We start from the raw sequence: 17,273 nt of genomic DNA, 5'->3' as shown, positions 1-17,273 counted from the left end.
CGCCAGGCACTCGTTTCGCCGCAAAGTGCGACAAATTTGCACGATATCGGGTTTTCCCTTAAAAAGTTATTGCGTCGCACCAACCCCGTGTGTATATTAGTACCTGTCTCCTCCATGTCTCCTCCTGATATGGATTCAGCCCGCTCCAAGCAGAGCGGGCTTTTTTTCGTCTGTACGTTCCGCATCTGGCCCTCACCGCAAGGCTTCCAGCGCCGCCGCTTTCTCATAAACTGGGTGGTTCATCCGTTCCGTAAGCCGGCCAGAGGACACGTTCCAAATGAAAATCCATATTCGCGAGATCGACCACGTGGTGATTCGGGCGTCGAATGTCGAGGTCATGGCGCGCTTCTACTGCGAGGTGCTCGGTTGCAGCCTCGAGAAGGAGCAGCGCGAGCTGGGTCTCACGCAGTTGCGCGCGGGCCGTTCGCTGATCGACCTGCTGCAGGTGGGCGCGAAGCTCGATCGCCCGGAAAACGGCGCGGTCGGCGCAGGGCGAAACATGGATCACGTGTGTTTGCGCGTCGAACCGTTCGACGTCGACGCGCTCAAGGCGCATCTCAGCGAACACGGCGCACGGCTTGGTGAGCAGGCGCTGCGCTACGGCGCGGACGGCTACGGGCCGTCGCTATATCTGTTCGACCCGGAGGGCAACATGGTCGAACTGAAAGGGCCGCCAGAAGCGGCTCGGGTCACGTCGCTCTGAAGGCGAGCCGCAAGGTCAGCCGCGAGTCGCCGACGTTTCAGCCGTTGGCGGCCGCCTTCAACACCGTCCACTCGATTTTCACCGCGTCGGCTTCCGCGCTGCCGAGCCACGCTTCGCCGTCCTGTACGGTGCATTGAAGCCGCATCGTGCGTTCGGCAAGCGCGCCCAACTCTGCCGCGACGTTCTCGCCAAGCGACCAGACCGTCACATTGCGCATGCGCTCAACCTTGTTGCGCACGCCCTGCCACCAGATATCCGAAGTGCGTCCGCCGTACGCAATCACGATCACGTCGTTCGAGCGGCCGCTCGCCTTTGCAATGCGCCGCTCGTCGGGCTGGCCGACTTCGATCCACGTTTCGATCGCGCCGGTCAGATCCTTCTGCCACAGATCAGGTTCGTCGACATCCGACAATCCCTTGCAGAACTCGAGCCGTTCCTGCGCAAAGAGCGCGAACGCGGCGACGCGGACCATCATCCGTTCGTCGGTTTCCGACGGATGACGCGCGATGGTGAGCGAATGGTCGGCGTAATAGTGCCGGTCCATGTTGGCGATCTGCAATTCCGCCTTGTAAATCGTCGATTTGAGAGCCATGCCGTTGCTAAACCAGACGCTCGCTCCAGCGGAGCGAACCGAAAATGAGTCGTCGACGGCACGCTGCCGTCTTCCGTGTTTGTTGTACATTTTGTCTCCCTCCCGTGCCGTCCGCCGGCCACCACATAGACGGGAAGAAGCATTTAACGAGCCAGGGCCTGCTCTGCGGGAGCGCCATAAACCTCGCCTGCTGCCTCGCGCAACGCGTCGAGCACCACTGAGGCCGCGGGAGAAAGCAGGTGCGACTGGCGCGTGATGATACCGAATGTATCCATCCTGCACGGTAAATCGATCGGCAAGCGCTTCAACACGCCGTACTGTTGGTACTGACGCGCCACTTCGTCGGGCAAAACCGCCAACATGTCGCTCTGGAGCAGCAAACTGGAAATCGCGAGGAAGTTGTTGGTGTTCACCACGTTCTGCGGCGGATTCAGGCCGATCTGCGAAAACATCAGGTCAAAACGATGCCGCAAAACACTGCCCGGCGGATGCAATACCCAGCTCGCGTTGACAATGCCGCGCAGCGTAAGGCCCGCTTCGTTTTCCAGCGGATGGCCTGGCCGCGCGACCACGCACAGCGGTTCGTCGGCGAGCGGTTCGTAGCGAACTTCGGTTTTGAACTGGTTCTGGCGCTCGAGCACGCGGCCGATCATGATGTCGAGTTCACCTTCGGCAAGCCGCGGCAGCATCACATCTGACGTTTCGACTTCCGCCCAGATCTGCAACTGCGGATAACGCTCCTTCACACTCGCTATGGCACGCGGCACCATGGTTGCAGCCGCCGCTGCGATCACGCCGATACGCACCTGCCCGGCGAGTCCCGCGCGCAGCGCCGAGATTTCGTCGTGCGCGTGGCTGAGATTGGACAGCACCATGCGCGCGTGACGGATCATGACTTCGCCGTACAGCGTTGCATGCATGCCGTGCGGCGTTCGGTCGAAGAGGCTCACGCCCAACATGTCTTCGAGTTCTTTCAGCAGGCGGGAAGCCGCCGGCTGCGTCATGCCGAGCACGTCGGCGGCGCGCCGCACGTTGCCCTCTTCTTCCATTGCGGCGAGCAGCAGTAACTGCCGCGTCTTGAGTCGCGCACGGACGAACCAGTTCGAGTAGCTACGCGTCATCGCCTGTCTCCAAAGCATTTTTTCGAATCGCCCCAATGATGCCATACCGAAATTGTTATCGGTGTAGCCCAAAAAGGGATTGGAAAGTTATTGCGCGCACTCATACCATTCGTGGACTTTAAGCTTCTCATGTGGCGCCTTTCCGTCGATGAACCGCGATCCGCTCGTCCCGCTCGTTGCCAGCCCGCTGCGCCATTACATCAATGGCGGATGGGAGACGGGTGCGACCACGGGGGTCTCGCTCAACCCGTCGGATCTGGACGAACCTGTCGGCGAATATGTCCGCGCCGACGTCCGGCAAACCGATAGCGCGATCGAAGCGGCAAGCGCGGCCTTCCGCGAATGGGCGCTCAGTTCGGCGCAGCGTCGCGCCGACGCGCTCGACGCAATCGGCAGCGAAATGCTGGCGCGCCGCGACGAACTCGGCCGACTGCTCGCGCGTGAAGTCGGCAAGACGTTGCCCGAGGCGTTGGCCGAGGCGACACGCGCAGGTCAGACGTTCAAGCTGCTCGCCGCCGATGCACAGCGCGCGTATGCCGAACCGCTTGCGTCGGCGCGCGCGGGCGTCGAAATCGACATGACGCGCGAACCGCTCGGCGTGGTCGGCATCATCGCGCCGTGGAGCGCGCCGCTCGCAATCGCCGCAGGGAAGATCGGCGCGGCGCTGGCGCACGGCAATTGCGTGGTCTACAAGCCGGCTGAATCCACACCGGCTTGCGCGGCGGCGCTCGCGTCGATCGTGAGCCGCGCCGGTTTGCCCGCGGGCGTCTTCAATCTTGTGATGGGCAGCGGCCGGCAGGTCGGCGCGCGAATCGTCGCTCATCCGCTCGTCGCGGCGATCAGCTTCAGCGGTTCGGCGGAAACCGGGACGCGCGTGTTGCAAGCTGCTGCCGCGCGCCAGGCGCGCGTGCAACTGGAAATGGGCGGCAAGAATCCCTTTGTCGTGCTGGCCGACGCCGATCTCGACAGCGCGGTCGATGCCGCATTGACCGGCGCGTACGGCTCGACCGGCCAGCGCAGCACAGCGGCGGCGCGGTTGATCGTCGAACGCTCGATATTCGAGCCGTTCGTCGACGCATTGCAGACGAAGCTCGCCAGGCTCAACGTGGACCACGCGCTCAAGCACGGCGCGGACATGGGCCCGGTAGCGAACGCCGCGCAACTCGAACGCGATCTCGACTACGTGGAAATCGGCAAGCAGGAAGGCGCGCAATTGCTGCACGGCGGCCGTCAACTGGAACGCGCGACGCGCGGCTACTTTTTCGAGCCCGCGCTGTTCGTCGGCGAGCCGGAACACCGCATTGCGCGCGAGGAAATCTTCGGTCCGCTCGCGGTCGTGCTCCGCGCCGACGACTACGATCACGCGCTGCATCTCGCGAACGACACCGCTTACGGTCTATGCGCCGGCATCTGCACACGTTCGCTCAGCCGCGCGCGGCATTTCCGCCGTCACGTGCATAGCGGTCTCGTCACGATCAATCTGCCGACCTCGGCCGTGGAGCATCACGCGCCTGGTGGCGGGCGCAAGGCGTCCGCGTACGGCTCGACCGACGCAGCATTCTGGACGGCCGTGAAAACGGCGTACGTCGCGAGCTGATCGTGAAGACCTTTTTGCGCGCGGCCGCCCGCCTCGATTCCATAGCCAAGTTTTTACGCCCCGGCTAGCGCCGCCGCGTATCGCCTCGCTGCACATAAACGAAATCAATGCAGCTTTTCAACCTCAGGAGACAGAAATGACCAGCAAGCTTCGCCGTTTGACGCTAACCGCGATCGCCGCCGCCGCAATCGCCGCGCCGTTCGCCGCCCAACTTTCCGCGCACGCGGACCAGCCGCTCAAAGTAGGCTTCCTCGTGAAGATGCCGGAGCAGGCGTGGTTTATCAACGAACAGAAAGCCGCGACCGCGCTCGGTCAGAAGGACGGCTTTTCGGTGGTGAACATCGGCACGCCGGACGGCGAGAAAGTGCTGTCCGCGATCGACAATCTCGGCGCCCAGGGCGCGAAGGGTTTCGTGATCTGCGCGCCTGACGTGCGTCTCGGACCGGCCATTCAGGCACGCGCCAAGCGCTACAACATGAAGTTCGTCACCGTCGACGATCAACTGGTCGATTCCAGCGGCAAGCCGCTCGCCAATGTGCCGCACCTCGGCATGTCCGCGTTCAAGATCGGCAACCAGGTCGGCCAGGCAATCAGCGACGAAATGAAGCGCCGCGGCTGGAAGCCCGAGGAAGTCGGTGCACTGCGCATCACGAACTACGAATTGCCGACCGCGAAACTGCGCACCGACGGCGCGACTGAAACGCTGCTCGCCGGCGGCTTCAAGAAGGAAAACATTTTCGACGCCCCGCAAAAGACGACCGACGACGAAGGCGGCTTCAACGCGTCGTCGCCGGTGTTGGCCAAGCATCCGAACATCAAGAAGTGGGTGATCTTCGCGCTCAACGAGGAAAGCGTGCTGGGCGGCGTGCGTGCTACCGAGCAGCTGCATATTCCGGCAGCGGACGTGATCGGTGTCGGCATCAACGGTGCAGGCGAGGCTTTCGCCGAGTTCCAGAAGAAAGAGCCGACGGGCTTCTACGGCACGATCGCCGTCAGCTCGACGATGCACGGCAAGGAGAGCACCGAGAACCTCGTGGAATGGATCAAGGACGGCAAGCAGCCGCCCGCCGATACGCAGACCACCGGCAAGTTGATGGTGCGCGGCAACTGGCAGGACGTGCGTAAAGAACTCGGCATTTAAGCCGCGTTCGACTTTGCACGCGGCGGGCCGCGCCTCGCATTTGCCTGACGCGAGAGCGGCCCGCACAGCTTGTCCACCATTGAGGTTTTTTGATGACGTCCTCACACACTGCGACATCCCTTGGCGGTGCCGACGCGCCGCTACAGACGCCCTCGCCTGTGCCCGCTTCGACCGAGCCGTATCTGCAACTCGACGGCATCACCGTGCGCTTTCCCGGCGTGCTGGCGCTCGACCAGGTGTCGCTCGAAGTGCGTCGCGGCGAAGTGCACGGCCTCATGGGCGAAAACGGCGCCGGCAAATCGACGCTGCTCAAGGTCTTGTCGGGCGTAAACCAGCCGGCGGCGGGCACGTTGTCGCTCGATGGCGTGGAGCAGCAGTTCACCACGACGAAGGCGGCAATTGCGGCGGGTGTCGCGATCATCTATCAGGAACTGCACCTGGTGCCGGAATTGACGGTGGCCGAAAACCTGATGCTCGGCGCGCTGCCCAACCGCTTCGGTGTGCTGGATGAAAAGGCGCTCGTCGCGCGCGCGGTGCGCGAACTCGAACGCCTCGGCGAGAAAATCGATCCGTCGCAGCAGGTGAAAAATCTGTCGATCGGTCAGCGTCAGATGATCGAAATCGGCAAGGCGCTGATGCGCGATGCGCGCGTGATCGCATTCGACGAACCGACAAGTTCGTTGTCGTCGCGCGAGACCACGCAGCTGTTCCGGATCATTCGCGCGTTGCGTGCCGAAGGCCGCGCGATCATCTACGTCACGCATCGGATGGATGAAGTCTACGAACTGTGCGATCGCGTCACCGTGTTTCGCGACGGCCGTCGCATCGACACGTTCGACGCAGGCGCAGGCCTCGACCGTGACCGTCTGATCAGCTGCATGGTGGGCCGTTCGATCGCCGACGTGTATGGCTATCGCACGCGCGATGTCGGCGACGTGCAACTCGACGTCAAGGGATTGATGGGACCCGGCCTGCGCGAGCCCGCCACTTTCTCCGCACGCAAAGGCGAAATCGTCGGCTTCTTCGGACTCGTCGGGGCCGGGCGCTCCGAACTGATGAAGCTCATCTACGGCGCGGTCAAACCCACGGCCGGCGACATCACGCTCAAAGGCAAGCAGGTGCGCTTCGCCACGCCGCGCGACGCAGTGCGCGCGGGCGTCGCGCTGTGTCCCGAAGATCGCAAGCAGGAAGGCATCGTTTCGATCGCTTCGGTTTCGGACAACCTCAACATCAGTTGCCGCCGGCACTTCAGCCGCTTCAACGTGCTCAACGGACGCAAGGAAGCGCAGACCGCGAAAGAGTTCATCGGCAAGCTCGCGATCAAGACGCGCAACGGCGAGACGCCGATCGGCACGCTCTCGGGCGGCAATCAGCAGAAGGTGATTCTGTCGCGCTGGCTCGCGGAAGACATCGACGTGTTTCTGATGGACGAACCCACGCGCGGCATCGACGTCGGCGCGCGCAGCGAAATTTACGGTCTGCTGTATGGGCTCGCGGACGCGGGACGTACGGTGATCGTGGTGTCGAGCGATCTTGCCGAAGTAATCGGCGTGACCGACCGCGTGATCGTCATGAAAGAAGGCCGCCTGGTTGGCGATCTGCCGAAAGCACAGGCGACACCCGATGCGCTCATCAAGCTCGCGCTGCCTCGCTAGAACACATGCTGGCCTCAGGTGCCAGACAAATGAAGGCCCCTGAAGAAGGCACCTGAACCGAACGCAACTGAATCGCGCCGTCGAACCGAACCACGCGGCATTGAAACGGAACACACATCATGCACACACCATCGACCGACCCCTCCACGCCAGCCGTCGCTTCCGCGGGCTTGAGCGCGCGCGCCGCGCGGACCTGGGATCTGATCAACAAGTCCGGCATCGTGATGGTATTCATCATCCTGTTTGCGGTGCTGTCGTTCACCGTGCCCGACTTCCTGAGTTCACGAAACATTCAGGGCCTGCTGCTTTCCGTCACGCTGATCGGCTCGATCTCCGTGACCATGATGTTCGTGCTCGCGCTCGGCGAGGTCGATCTGTCGGTCGCGTCGATCGTGGCGTTCGCGGGGGTCGTGGCATCCACGTTGATCACCGTCACGCATAGCGTATTGCTCGGCGTTGCCGCGGGCGTGCTTGCCGGCGGCGCGGTCGGGCTCGTGAACGGCGTGCTGGTCGCGCGCTACAAGATCAATTCGCTGATCGTCACGCTCGCGATGATGGAAGTCGTGCGCGGCCTCGCCTTCATCACGTCGAGCGGCGACGCGGTGATGATTTCGGAAGAACGCTTCTTCGATCTGGGCGGCGGCTCCTTCCTCGGCATTTCGTATCCGATCTGGAGCAACATCATCGGCTTCGTGGTGTTCGGTTTTCTGCTGAAGAAAACCGTGTTCGGCAAGAACGTGCTGGCGGTCGGCGGCAACAGCGAGGCGGCCCTGCTCGCGGGTCTGCCCGTCACGCGCATCAAGATCACCGTGTTCGTGCTGCAAGGGCTCGTCACCGGCTTTGCGGGCGTGATGCTTGCGTCGCGTATGAGTCTCGGCGATCCGAAGACGTCGGTCGGTCTCGAACTCGGCGTGATCTCCGCGTGCGTGCTCGGCGGCGTGTCGCTGACGGGCGGCGTCGCGACGATTTCCGGCGTGCTGGTGGGCGTGCTGATCATGGGTTCCGTGCAGGACGCAATGAGCCTGATGAACGTGCCGACTTTTTATCAATACCTGATTCGCGGCGGGATCCTGCTGCTCGCGGTGCTGTTCGACCAGTTCCGCCGCAGCAAGCGCGTGCACTAAGCGTGCAATGACGCGCGCCCTGCCCTACATGTTTGCCAACAGGAGATTTCATGGCTGATTCCAACCAGACAAAAAAGCCGCTGCGCAGCCAGGCGTGGTTTGGCCTCAAGGACCGCGACGGGTTTCTGCATCGCTCGTGGATGAAAAACCAGGGCATTCCGCACGACGAATTCGACGGACGTCCGGTAATCGGCATCTGCAATACATGGTCGGAACTCACGCCCTGCAACGCGCATTTCCGCGAGCTCGCGGAATACGTGAAAAAAGGCGTGCATGAAGCGGGCGGTTTGCCGCTGGAGTTTCCGGTGATGTCGCTCGGCGAGACCAATTTGCGACCGACGGCCATGCTGTTTCGCAACCTCGCTTCGATGGACGTCGAGGAATCGATTCGCGGCAATCCGATGGACGGCGTGATTCTGCTCGTCGGCTGCGACAAGACTACGCCTGCGCTGCTGATGGGCGCGGCGTCGTGCAACCTGCCCGCGCTCGCGGTGTCGGGTGGACCCATGTTGAACGGCCGGTTCCGCGGCAAGCATATCGGCTCGGGCACAGGCGTGTGGCAGATGTCCGAGGAAGTGCGCGCCGGTTCGATGACGCAGGAAGAATTCACCGAGGCGGAGTCGTGCATGAACCGCTCGCGCGGCCACTGCATGACGATGGGTACGGCGTCGACGATGGCTTCGATGGTCGAATCGCTCGGCATGGGCTTGCCGCACAACGCCGCGATTCCCGCAGTGGACGCGCGACGCCAGGTGCTCGCGCATCTGGCCGGCCGGCGCATTGTCGACATGGTTCGCGAAGATCTGACGATGGACAAGATTCTCACGCGCCAGGCCTTCGAAAACGCAATCCGCACGAATGCGGCGATTGGCGGCTCGACCAACGCCGTCGTGCATCTGATCGCGCTCGCGAAGCGCATTGGCGTAGAGCTTTCGCTGGAAGACTGGGAGCTCGGCTCCAACGTGCCGTGTCTCGTGAATCTGCAACCGTCAGGCGAATACCTGATGGAAGACTTCTACTACGCGGGCGGTTTGCCGGCGGTGCTCAAGCAACTGGGCGAGCAAGGGCTGCTGCATCGCGAGGCGCTGACCGTGAACGGCAAGACGATCTGGGACAACGTGCGCAACGCGCCCAACCATGACGAGAAAGTCATCACGACGTTCGCCGAGCCGTTCAAGCCGAAGGCGGGCATTGCGGTCCTGAAGGGCAACCTGGCGCCGAACGGCGCGGTGATCAAGCCGTCGGCGGCCACTGCGGAACTGCTGAAGCACCGAGGCCGCGCGGTCGTGTTCGAAAACATCGAAGAGCTGCACGCGAAGATCGACGACGAGTCGCTCGACATCGACGAAAACTGCATCATGGTGCTCAAAGGCGCGGGGCCGAAGGGTTATCCGGGCTTCGCCGAAGTGGGCAATATGCCGTTGCCGAAAAAGGTGCTGCAAAAAGGCATTACAGACATGGTGCGTATTTCCGACGGACGCATGAGTGGCACAGCGTACGGCGCGGTGGTGTTGCACGTGTCGCCCGAAGCCGCCGCGGGCGGTCCGCTGGCTTTCGTGCAGACCGGCGACATGATCGAGCTGGATGTCGAAGCGCGGCGCCTGCACCTCGACGTGAGCGACGACGAACTCGCGCGCCGACGCGCCGCGTGGCAGGCGCCCGAGTCGCCGAAGCGCGGTTACTACAAGCTCTATGTCGAGCACGTGCTGCAGGCGGATCAGGGCGCGGATCTCGACTTCCTGGTGGGTTCCAGCGGCGCGCCGGTGCCGCGCGACTCGCACTGAGCGGCGCGAGTCGTTTGAAGAGTTAAACGGTTGTTCCTGCGCTTTGCGAGAAGGCGTGCTGCCGATGCGGTTCCACATAACCGCATCGGCTTTTTTACGCGCATTGCACGGACACGTCGCACAAATAAAAATCGGCCGGACATTGAAAAATGTCCAACCGATTTTTTTAAGCACAAGCTCACAGTCTCCGGTTTTTAAAGCCAGAGCATCCACTGGAGCGCATGTCTTTCCGGCAACTCGCCGAAAGTCTGCGCACTCAGTGTTCTATAAGATCATTGCTTGATGAATCGATCGTTCGCCCAGAGGCCTTGCGTGTCGCTATTGCTGGCATTCACGAACTCAAAGTCGTGACCGACGACACGCACGACGCGGAAGCTCGAATTCTCCGGCGTCGAAACGCATTGATACCCGGAGAAGAACTCCTGCATTTTCTGCTGTTCACCGGCTTGCGCGTGCTCATTGACGGCGTCGAGCTTGTCTTTCGACAAACAGCCGTACGAGTTGGCTTTGAACTGAATGGTTTGCTGCGGCTTGATCATGACGTCTTGCGCCTGAACACTTGCGGCAGCCAGACTTGCAACGGCGAAAACCAGGGCGAGTCGAGTTTTCATATGTTCCTCCGGGTGCGGGCCGAATGCTCAGGTTAGCTATGTATTTAACTCCATCGTCTAGCCCGCACCTTGCACTTTAGGAGAACGCGCAAGAACCACAAGCACAACTTGTGTGCGGTCGCAACAGTGGCAGATTGTCGCACCGTGCGCGTCATATGAAGGATGGTTCGGCGACGCATCAAAGACACCAAATTAAGAGGGATAACTAAGCGACTCCACCCGCGCACGGCTTTAACCAGTAATGCTTTGCGGGCCGTATTAGCGTTAACGCGATATTCGATTTAAGCGATCTATTAGTAACGGCAAGGGCGCTTGGTGCATTGCACACAAAGTCATTTCGCCGACTTGTTAAAGCGGCGGATATAACGGTGTAAATGCAGAAGATAAACGATGCCAGGCACCGCTCAGCGTTGCGCCGCACCTGGACGGCAACTGGCCGACATTGCAGGTACGTGCGGTGCTCTACAATAAAAACCATGCAACGTGAGAACGGAGGCCGCCGTGCTCGAGAACCTCATATTGGGCGTTTTTCTCGTCCTGCCGCTGCTGATCGTCGCGTTTCTTTTCTCCGACGAATTGTGGCAGGAACACCGGCATCTGCACGACACGCGCCCCATGCAAGCGAGACCGCGTCGACTCGACTGGCGTCATCCGCTGCGCCGCTCGCGGCATCGGCTGTAACGCGGCGCTCGTGCTCCCGTGAGCGCACTCTACGAGCGCGCCGCTTGTCACTGAAGACGGAAGACTCGCGACTCAGTCCGCTCGCCAATGCGCGCGAATGCGTTTGGCCAGCGCTTCGAGCGTGTCTCCGTCCGCGACGTCGCGCGCGTGCATGCGTAACGGCTGACCTTCCCAGCGCGGAATCACGTGAAAGTGCACATGCGGCACCGTCTGCCCGGCAGCCGCGCCATTGAACTGGCCGATGAACACGCCGTCCGGACGCAACGCCGCGCGCACGGCGATGGCAAGCTTTTGCGTCATGCGCATGCATGCGACGGTCGCCGCGTCCGACAGGTCGAAGATCTCCGCAGCCGCTTCCTTCGGCACGACGAGCAAATGGCCGTCGGCTTGCGGCATCAGGTCCATGAAGGCGAGCGCGGCATCGGTTTCCGCGACCTTGATGCACGGTAGCTCGCCGCGCAGAATCTTCGCGAAAGGATTGCTGTCGTCGTAGTTCATCGCTTTTTCTCCTGATTTTTGTTGCACGCTTGTCGCGGGTAAGGTTTGACGCACGCCGTCGTGCCTATTGTCGGCCGCCACTATTACAGCAGCCCACCGCTTTGGCCGAAGCGAAACGAAGCGAGGCGCGGTGACGCGTCAGCGCCAGTCGGTCGCCACGTCGTCCGGGTCGGTCAGCGTTAATCCAGACGACGGCAGCGGCAGCGCCGTCTTATATCGCACCTGCTTGAGTGCAAAGCTGGAGCGAATGTTGGAAATGCCCGGAATCTTCGTCAAATGATCGACGATGAAGCGCTCCAGAGTCCGCATATCGGGCATCACCACGCGCAGCAGGTAGTCGGCATCGCCCGTCATCAAATAGCACTCCATCACTTCCGGTCGCTCGGAAATGGCCTGCTCGAAACGCAGCAGCGCGTCCTCCACCTGTTTTTCCAGACTTACCTGAATGAACACGTTGATGCGTAGCCCGAGCGGCTCGGGGTTCAGCAGCGTGACCTGCTGCTTGAAGAGACCGAGCTTTTCGAGCGCGCGCACGCGGTTGAAGCACGGCGTGGGCGAGAGATTTACCGAGCGCGCCAGGTCGGCGTTGGTGATGCGCGCGTTTTGCTGCAACTGGCTCAGGATGCCGATGTCGATCCGATCGAGCCGTCTGGGTGGCGTGGTCATAGATGAAATATTCCGTGAGCAAGGCGAAATCCGGAATAAATAGCCTATCGCAGCGCGCGATCGCAAGCAAATGAGACGCTCATTTTGCAAGCTCGTAAGTACCATTGACTCACTCGATCTTGAACCGGCGTGTCGATGCGGAGTGGTGCTATGACGGATTTGTCCAGCGGTAGTGAGCAGGTACGGAGCCTCGGCGTTCAGCGCACGGAGGCGGCGGACGCCGATCCGCAGGAAACAGCGGAGTGGCTGGAGGCGCTCGACGCTGTCGTGGAACACGTGGGCCGCGAGCGCGCGCAGTTTCTGTTCGACCGGCTGGCGAGTCACGCGGTGTCGCTCGGCGTCGAATCGGCGCGTACCAACGTCACGCCATACCGCAACACGATCGCGCCCGAAGATCAGCCGCGCTATCCGGGCAATCTCGAACTCGAGGAGCGGCTTGCCGCTGCGCTGCGCTGGAACGCGCTCGCGATGGTGGTGCGCGCGAACAAGGCGTACGGCGAACTCGGCGGCCACATCGCGAGCTATGCCTCGGCGGCCGATCTGTTCGAAGTCGGCTTCAACCATTTCTTTCGCGCGTCGATGCCGGGGGCGGGCGAAGGCACGGGCGATCTCGTGTATTTCCAGCCGCATTCGTCGCCGGGTGTGTATGCGCGCGCGTATCTGGAAGGTTTTCTCTCCGAGGACAATCTGCGGCATTACCGTCGTGAGATCGGCGGGCCGGGGCTCTGTTCGTATCCGCATCCGTGGCTGATGCCGGACTTCTGGCAGTTTCCCACTGGCTCGATGGGCATTGGGCCGATCAATGCGATTTATCAAGCGCGCTTCATGCGCTACCTCGCGAATCGCGGCCTCGCGCTCACTGAAGGCCGCAAGGTGTGGGGCTTTTTCGGCGACGGCGAAATGGATGAGCCGGAGTCGACCGGCGCATTGTCGCTGGCCGCGCGCGAAGGGCTCGACAATCTGGTGTTCGTCATCAATTGCAACCTGCAGCGACTGGATGGTCCGGTGCGCAGCAATGGCCGGATCATCGACGAACTGGAGGCGCATTTCGTCGGCGCCGGCTGGAACGTGATCAAGGTGATCTGGGGCTCGGACTGGGACGCGCTGTTCTCGCGCGACCACAGCGGCGCGTTGCTGCGCGCGTTCGCGAATACGGTCGACGGCCAGTTCCAGACTTTTTCGGCGAACGACGGCGCGTACAACCGCGAGCGCTTCTTCGGCCAGAACCCCGAACTGGCCGCGCTCGCCGCACAACTGAGCGACGAGGAGATCGACCGCTTGCGGCGCGGCGGTCACGACGTGCGCAAGCTGCATGCGGCTTACGCAAAAGCGCTCGCGCATCGCGGCCAGCCGACTGTGATCCTTGCAAAGACGATGAAAGGCTTTGGCATGGGCACCGCTGGCCAGGGCCGCATGACCACGCACCAGCAGAAAAAGCTCGATTTCGACGACCTCAAGGCGTTTCGCGACCGGTTCCGTTTGCCGCTCACGGACGCGGACGTCGAACAGGTGAAGTTTTACAAACCCGCGGAAGACAGTCCGGAAATGCAATACCTGCATGCTCGCCGGGCCGCTCTCGGAGGCTATCTGCCCAGAAGGCGGAGAGTTGCGTCGGAGGGGCTGATCGTCCCGCCGATGTCCTCCTGGAGCCAGTTCGCGCTTGATTGCAACGGCCGCGAAATGTCTACGACGATGGCGCTCGTTCGGATGCTGACCGCGCTGCTGAAGGACGCGGGTCTCGGCCCACGCGTCGTACCGATTGTTGCCGACGAGGCGCGCACCTTCGGCATGGCGAACATGTTCCGCCAGGTCGGTATCTACTCGCCGTTGGGTCAGCTTTACGAGCCGGAAGACCTCGGCTCGATGCTGTATTACCGCGAGGACACGCAAGGGCAGATTCTGGAGGAGGGCATTTCGGAAGCGGGCGCGGTGTCGTCGTGGATCGCAGCAGCGACGTCGTACAGCGTGCACGACCTGCCGATGCTGCCGTTCTACATCTACTACTCGATGTTCGGTTTTCAGCGGATCGGCGATCTCATCTGGGCAGCCGCTGACCAGCGCGCACGCGGGTTCCTGATCGGTGCGACGTCGGGCAAGACGACGCTCGGCGGCGAGGGCCTGCAGCATCAGGACGGCACGAGCCATCTGGCGGCATCGACCATTCCGAACTGCCGCGCGTACGATCCCGCGTTCGCTTACGAAGTCGCGGTAATCCTCGACGAAGGGATGCGGGAGATGGTCGAGCGTCAGCGCGACGTGTTCTATTACGTCACGGTGATGAACGAGAACTACGCGCAGCCTTGTGCGCCGGACGGCGATGTAGCTGCAGTGCGCGAAGGCATTCTGAAGGGCATTTACCCGCTTGCCGCCGGTGCGGAGAAGGGCGCGCCGGCGCAAATTCAATTGCTCGGCGCCGGAGCTATTCTTGGCGAGGTCATCGCCGCGCAACGCATGCTGAAGGACGACTGGCAGATCGACGCCGCGGTGTGGAGCGTGACCAGCTTCAGCGAATTGCAGCGCGACGGCATGGCGGCGGAGCGGCTTGCGCGTTATGGCGATGCGTCGTCGGCCGTGCCTTACGTCGCGCGAGTGCTGGGCGAGTCGGCGGGGCCGATCGTCGCGGCAACGGATTACGTTCGCGCCGTGCCCGAGCTGATTCGCGCATACGTGCCGCGCCGCTACGTGACGCTCGGCACGGACGGTTTCGGCCGCAGCGATACGCGCGAGGCTTTGCGCGAATTTTTCGAGGTGGATCGCAAGGCGATCGTCATGGCCGCGCTCAAAGCGCTAAAGGATGAAGGCGTGCTTGAGGGGCGTGTTCTAAGCGATGCGCGCCGGCGGTATTACGGCGATGCGCCGGTGCAAGCGGCGTCGTGGGAGCGTTGATCCGACCGGCCGATGGTGGCGGTTACACAGGTAATGTGTCGTTACCACTTGCAGCATCTATTTCTGCGCGCGTAGCCGACAATTCGTTCCATGCCTGAACGGCGGGAGCGAAAAATGAAAAAGTTAGCAGTGGCGTTAGTGATGGTGGGCAGCTTGAGCGTCGCGGGGCAAGCGTCGGCTCATGGCCATGGCGGTGGCGGCGGCGATGTAGTGGGCGCACTGATCGGCGGCGCGGTGCTGGGCGCGGTCGTGACGTCGATATTGAATCCTGCGCCCGCGGTGGCCTATCAACAGCCGGTCTATGCGCAGCCTGTCTATGCACAGCCGGTGTACCAGCCGGCACCGGCTTACGCGGGCCCGCCCCCGGGCTACTGCTACGACCAGTACCAGCGCGGCTATGTGGCGTGCGGAGCGCCGCAGCAGCAGTACGAATATGGTAAGCCTGCGCCCAGGTGGTAAGTGGTAGGCGCGTCGTAACTGCACGCTGCAGACAGAAAGGCCGTCGCTCACTGCGACGGCCTTTTGTTTTGACGCCGCAAGGCGTCGGCTTCAGTGCCTGTGATGCAGCCACTCGGCGTAGTGCGTATCCAGCCAGCGCTCGAGCTTTTGCGGTCCCGCCTTGTGGTGATAGCGGGAGGCCGCCCAGATTGCCCCGCCGACCAGCAGCATCACGGTCGGCCCAAGCAGGTAAGCGATCAACGATTCAGACATGGCAGCCTCCACGAAAAGGTTGCATCGTTGCTCCAGTGTAGGCGATCAGTCGCAGGAGAGAAGCGCCGCGTGATGCGAGGGCATGGCTTGGCGCTTTTGCGCTTGTGGGGATGTATTAATAACCTCGTGAACTACGCTCGTTTTCTTTACAGGGCAGTAGCTTCGAGCAACCTGCCGTGTCTTTGTGTACCTAAAACTGCAGGTCGGGGGCATTTCACCTTTACGTGCGTCCTGCTCCTTCGATCAGCCCGCGCCCACGGCTCTTTTCCGCGCTGCGTCGAGCTCTGCATCGACGAAATCCGCCCATTGCTGCGCGATTTGCCGCTGCCCGGTCGGATCGGATTCAGGCTCGCCTTGCGACTCGCTTTGTCGCGTTTGCGCTGATGTTTTGTCCCGTTGTGCATGCTCTGTCATCTCGCGCAGATGCGCCCACGCCGTCCGGCGGAAGTCGTGAAGAACGAAATGTTCGACTTCCAGGCCAAGCGCCTTCACCGCCTGGTTTAGCGTGCTCTTTGCAATCGGCCGGTCGTCGCCCCTTACGCTCGGAAAGACGAAGGTTTTGCTTGCTCGCGTGCGGTGCAACTGTTGCAGCATCGCGACCGCTTGCTGAGGCAGGTAGACGATGCGATCCGTATCTTGATGAAGACGCGCGGCGGAGATGCGCCACAGCGCGCGGTCGAGATCGAACTCGTCCCACGTCGCCTCCACGAGGTCAGATTTGCGTACCATCGTCAGCACCAGCAGATGCAGCGCAATCTTGAGCGGCTGGCGGATGCTCGACGTTTCGATCGAATGCAGCATCGTGCCGATCTCCTCGCCGGAAAGCACGCGGGTGCGGCTCTCGAAGGTAGCGATGGAGCGCGCCGGCACGACTTCCGCCGGGTTTGAGGTTGCCAGCTGGCGAGCGATCAGATACTCGTAGAGTCGCTTGATGACGTTGCGGGTATGCAGCGCCATCTTCGGCGAGCCGCGGCTTTTGATCGCCTCGCAGATGGCGACGACGTGCTCTGCGGTCACCGCCTTGACCCGCATGCCGCCGATTGCGGGCAACACGTCTTTGTCGAGCGCGCGGCGCGTGGTGCGTCGATATTCATCTGACTTCCCGGCCATCTCGGTCGCCATATATAGCTCGGCTGCTTCACGCAGTACGTCGGCTTTCGCTTCGGCTCCGCGGTCGCGGCGCGCAGTGGCGACGGGCGAAATGCCTTGCGCGACGAGCTCCGCGTACTTCTGCGCCTTCGCTCTGGCGACGCGCAGCGATATCATCCGGTAATCGCCGATGGTCGCAAGCGGCTGGCGCTTGCCGTTCAGCGAATACCGGAAGCGCCAGATCTTCGTACCCGTGGTCATCACTTCGATCACGAGGCCGTTGCCGTCGGCCACGCTGTAGCGGGCGGCGCGCGGTTCAAGTGCGCGTATCTGGGATTCGGTGAGCGGGGCGGCTAGGCGAGGCATGTTGGAGTGGCTGGTACGCGACAGACTAAGTTTAAACTGTCTGCGTTT

16 protein-coding genes are annotated in these 17,273 nt (G+C 62.2%); 9 read left to right on the top strand and 7 right to left on the bottom strand.

Annotation, left to right across the window (positions count from 1 at the left end; translation table 11 throughout):
- Positions 1-277 precede the first annotated feature (277 nt).
- A complete protein-coding gene (locus tag H281_RS0112085) occupies positions 278-703 on the top strand; it encodes a VOC family protein (protein WP_020067369.1) in 426 nt (141 codons plus the stop codon).
- 37 nt (positions 704-740) lie between these two features.
- Here the strand turns inward: H281_RS0112085 and H281_RS0112080 are convergent, their stop codons facing one another.
- Complete coding sequence (locus tag H281_RS0112080; protein WP_027804518.1) at positions 741-1,295, bottom strand: YaeQ family protein; 555 nt, start codon at positions 1,293-1,295, stop codon at positions 741-743.
- A gap of 143 nt (positions 1,296-1,438) precedes the next feature.
- Complete coding sequence (locus tag H281_RS0112075; protein ID WP_020067367.1) at positions 1,439-2,416, bottom strand: LysR family transcriptional regulator; 978 nt, start codon at positions 2,414-2,416, stop codon at positions 1,439-1,441.
- A 148-nt stretch (positions 2,417-2,564) separates the two neighbouring features.
- On the opposite strand from H281_RS0112075, the gene H281_RS0112070 reads away from it, so the two are divergent.
- From H281_RS0112070 to H281_RS0112050, 5 genes are all read left to right on the top strand, one after another.
- Positions 2,565-4,013, top strand: coding sequence for an aldehyde dehydrogenase family protein (locus tag H281_RS0112070; RefSeq protein ID WP_020067366.1), 1,449 nt, complete (start codon positions 2,565-2,567; stop codon positions 4,011-4,013).
- 136 nt (positions 4,014-4,149) lie between these two features.
- Entirely contained in the window at positions 4,150-5,154 is a 1,005-nt protein-coding gene (locus H281_RS0112065) for an arabinose ABC transporter substrate-binding protein (protein ID WP_020067365.1), read from the top strand.
- 92 nt (positions 5,155-5,246) lie between these two features.
- On the top strand, positions 5,247-6,809 hold the full coding sequence (araG, locus tag H281_RS0112060) for an L-arabinose ABC transporter ATP-binding protein AraG (RefSeq protein WP_027804517.1): 1,563 nt from the start codon (positions 5,247-5,249) through the stop codon (positions 6,807-6,809).
- A 119-nt stretch (positions 6,810-6,928) separates the two neighbouring features.
- On the top strand, positions 6,929-7,933 hold the full coding sequence (araH, locus tag H281_RS0112055; protein ID WP_020067363.1) for an L-arabinose ABC transporter permease AraH: 1,005 nt from the start codon (positions 6,929-6,931) through the stop codon (positions 7,931-7,933).
- Between the two features lie 50 nt (positions 7,934-7,983).
- Positions 7,984-9,717, top strand: a complete 1,734-nt coding sequence (locus H281_RS0112050; RefSeq protein ID WP_020067362.1) for an IlvD/Edd family dehydratase — start codon at positions 7,984-7,986, stop codon at positions 9,715-9,717.
- 272 nt (positions 9,718-9,989) lie between these two features.
- On the opposite strand, the gene sap1 is transcribed toward H281_RS0112050, so the two are convergent.
- Complete coding sequence (sap1, locus tag H281_RS0112045) at positions 9,990-10,328, bottom strand: surface attachment protein Sap1 (RefSeq protein ID WP_020067361.1); 339 nt, start codon at positions 10,326-10,328, stop codon at positions 9,990-9,992.
- A 501-nt stretch (positions 10,329-10,829) separates the two neighbouring features.
- On the opposite strand from sap1, the gene H281_RS0112040 reads away from it, so the two are divergent.
- Complete coding sequence (locus H281_RS0112040; RefSeq protein WP_020067360.1) at positions 10,830-11,009, top strand: hypothetical protein; 180 nt, start codon at positions 10,830-10,832, stop codon at positions 11,007-11,009.
- A gap of 72 nt (positions 11,010-11,081) precedes the next feature.
- On the opposite strand, the gene H281_RS0112035 is transcribed toward H281_RS0112040, so the two are convergent.
- A complete protein-coding gene (locus tag H281_RS0112035) occupies positions 11,082-11,507 on the bottom strand; it encodes an HIT family protein (protein ID WP_020067359.1) in 426 nt (141 codons plus the stop codon).
- Positions 11,508-11,645: 138 nt separating this feature from the next.
- Positions 11,646-12,173, bottom strand: coding sequence for an Lrp/AsnC family transcriptional regulator (locus H281_RS0112030; protein WP_020067358.1), 528 nt, complete (start codon positions 12,171-12,173; stop codon positions 11,646-11,648).
- A 150-nt stretch (positions 12,174-12,323) separates the two neighbouring features.
- Between H281_RS0112030 and mdeB the strand changes: the two genes are divergently transcribed.
- Together mdeB and H281_RS0112020 are read left to right on the top strand one after the other, a co-directional pair.
- Positions 12,324-15,059 (top strand): alpha-ketoglutarate dehydrogenase, encoded by a 2,736-nt coding sequence (gene mdeB, locus H281_RS0112025; protein WP_020067357.1) that lies wholly within the window; start codon positions 12,324-12,326, stop codon positions 15,057-15,059.
- A gap of 114 nt (positions 15,060-15,173) precedes the next feature.
- Positions 15,174-15,518, top strand: a complete 345-nt coding sequence (locus H281_RS0112020) for a hypothetical protein (protein ID WP_027804516.1) — start codon at positions 15,174-15,176, stop codon at positions 15,516-15,518.
- Positions 15,519-15,608: 90 nt separating this feature from the next.
- Here H281_RS0112020 and H281_RS36810 read toward each other — a convergent pair whose 3' ends face one another.
- Positions 15,609-15,770, bottom strand: coding sequence for a hypothetical protein (locus H281_RS36810; protein WP_020067355.1), 162 nt, complete (start codon positions 15,768-15,770; stop codon positions 15,609-15,611).
- Between the two features lie 243 nt (positions 15,771-16,013).
- On the bottom strand, positions 16,014-17,225 hold the full coding sequence (locus H281_RS0112010; protein WP_027804515.1) for a tyrosine-type recombinase/integrase: 1,212 nt from the start codon (positions 17,223-17,225) through the stop codon (positions 16,014-16,016).
- Between the last annotated feature and the right edge of the window lie 48 nt (positions 17,226-17,273).

It is taken from the genome of Paraburkholderia caledonica, assembly GCF_000383275.1.
Taxonomy (GTDB): domain Bacteria; phylum Pseudomonadota; class Gammaproteobacteria; order Burkholderiales; family Burkholderiaceae; genus Paraburkholderia; species Paraburkholderia caledonica.
This window is presented reverse-complemented; position numbering and strand designations above follow the sequence as displayed.

Coding starts and splice junctions, on each gene's coding strand:
- H281_RS0112085 (WP_020067369.1), top strand. CDS start 278: ATGAAAATCCATATTCGCGAGATCGACCACGTGGTGATTCGGGCGTCG.
- H281_RS0112080 (WP_027804518.1), bottom strand. CDS start 1,295: ATGGCTCTCAAATCGACGATTTACAAGGCGGAATTGCAGATCGCCAAC.
- H281_RS0112075 (WP_020067367.1), bottom strand. CDS start 2,416: ATGACGCGTAGCTACTCGAACTGGTTCGTCCGTGCGCGACTCAAGACG.
- H281_RS0112070 (WP_020067366.1), top strand. CDS start 2,565: ATGAACCGCGATCCGCTCGTCCCGCTCGTTGCCAGCCCGCTGCGCCAT.
- H281_RS0112065 (WP_020067365.1), top strand. CDS start 4,150: ATGACCAGCAAGCTTCGCCGTTTGACGCTAACCGCGATCGCCGCCGCC.
- araG (WP_027804517.1), top strand. CDS start 5,247: ATGACGTCCTCACACACTGCGACATCCCTTGGCGGTGCCGACGCGCCG.
- araH (WP_020067363.1), top strand. CDS start 6,929: ATGCACACACCATCGACCGACCCCTCCACGCCAGCCGTCGCTTCCGCG.
- H281_RS0112050 (WP_020067362.1), top strand. CDS start 7,984: ATGGCTGATTCCAACCAGACAAAAAAGCCGCTGCGCAGCCAGGCGTGG.
- sap1 (WP_020067361.1), bottom strand. CDS start 10,328: ATGAAAACTCGACTCGCCCTGGTTTTCGCCGTTGCAAGTCTGGCTGCC.
- H281_RS0112035 (WP_020067359.1), bottom strand. CDS start 11,507: ATGAACTACGACGACAGCAATCCTTTCGCGAAGATTCTGCGCGGCGAG.
- H281_RS0112030 (WP_020067358.1), bottom strand. CDS start 12,173: ATGACCACGCCACCCAGACGGCTCGATCGGATCGACATCGGCATCCTG.
- mdeB (WP_020067357.1), top strand. CDS start 12,324: ATGACGGATTTGTCCAGCGGTAGTGAGCAGGTACGGAGCCTCGGCGTT.
- H281_RS0112020 (WP_027804516.1), top strand. CDS start 15,174: ATGAAAAAGTTAGCAGTGGCGTTAGTGATGGTGGGCAGCTTGAGCGTC.
- H281_RS36810 (WP_020067355.1), bottom strand. CDS start 15,770: ATGTCTGAATCGTTGATCGCTTACCTGCTTGGGCCGACCGTGATGCTG.
- H281_RS0112010 (WP_027804515.1), bottom strand. CDS start 17,225: ATGCCTCGCCTAGCCGCCCCGCTCACCGAATCCCAGATACGCGCACTT.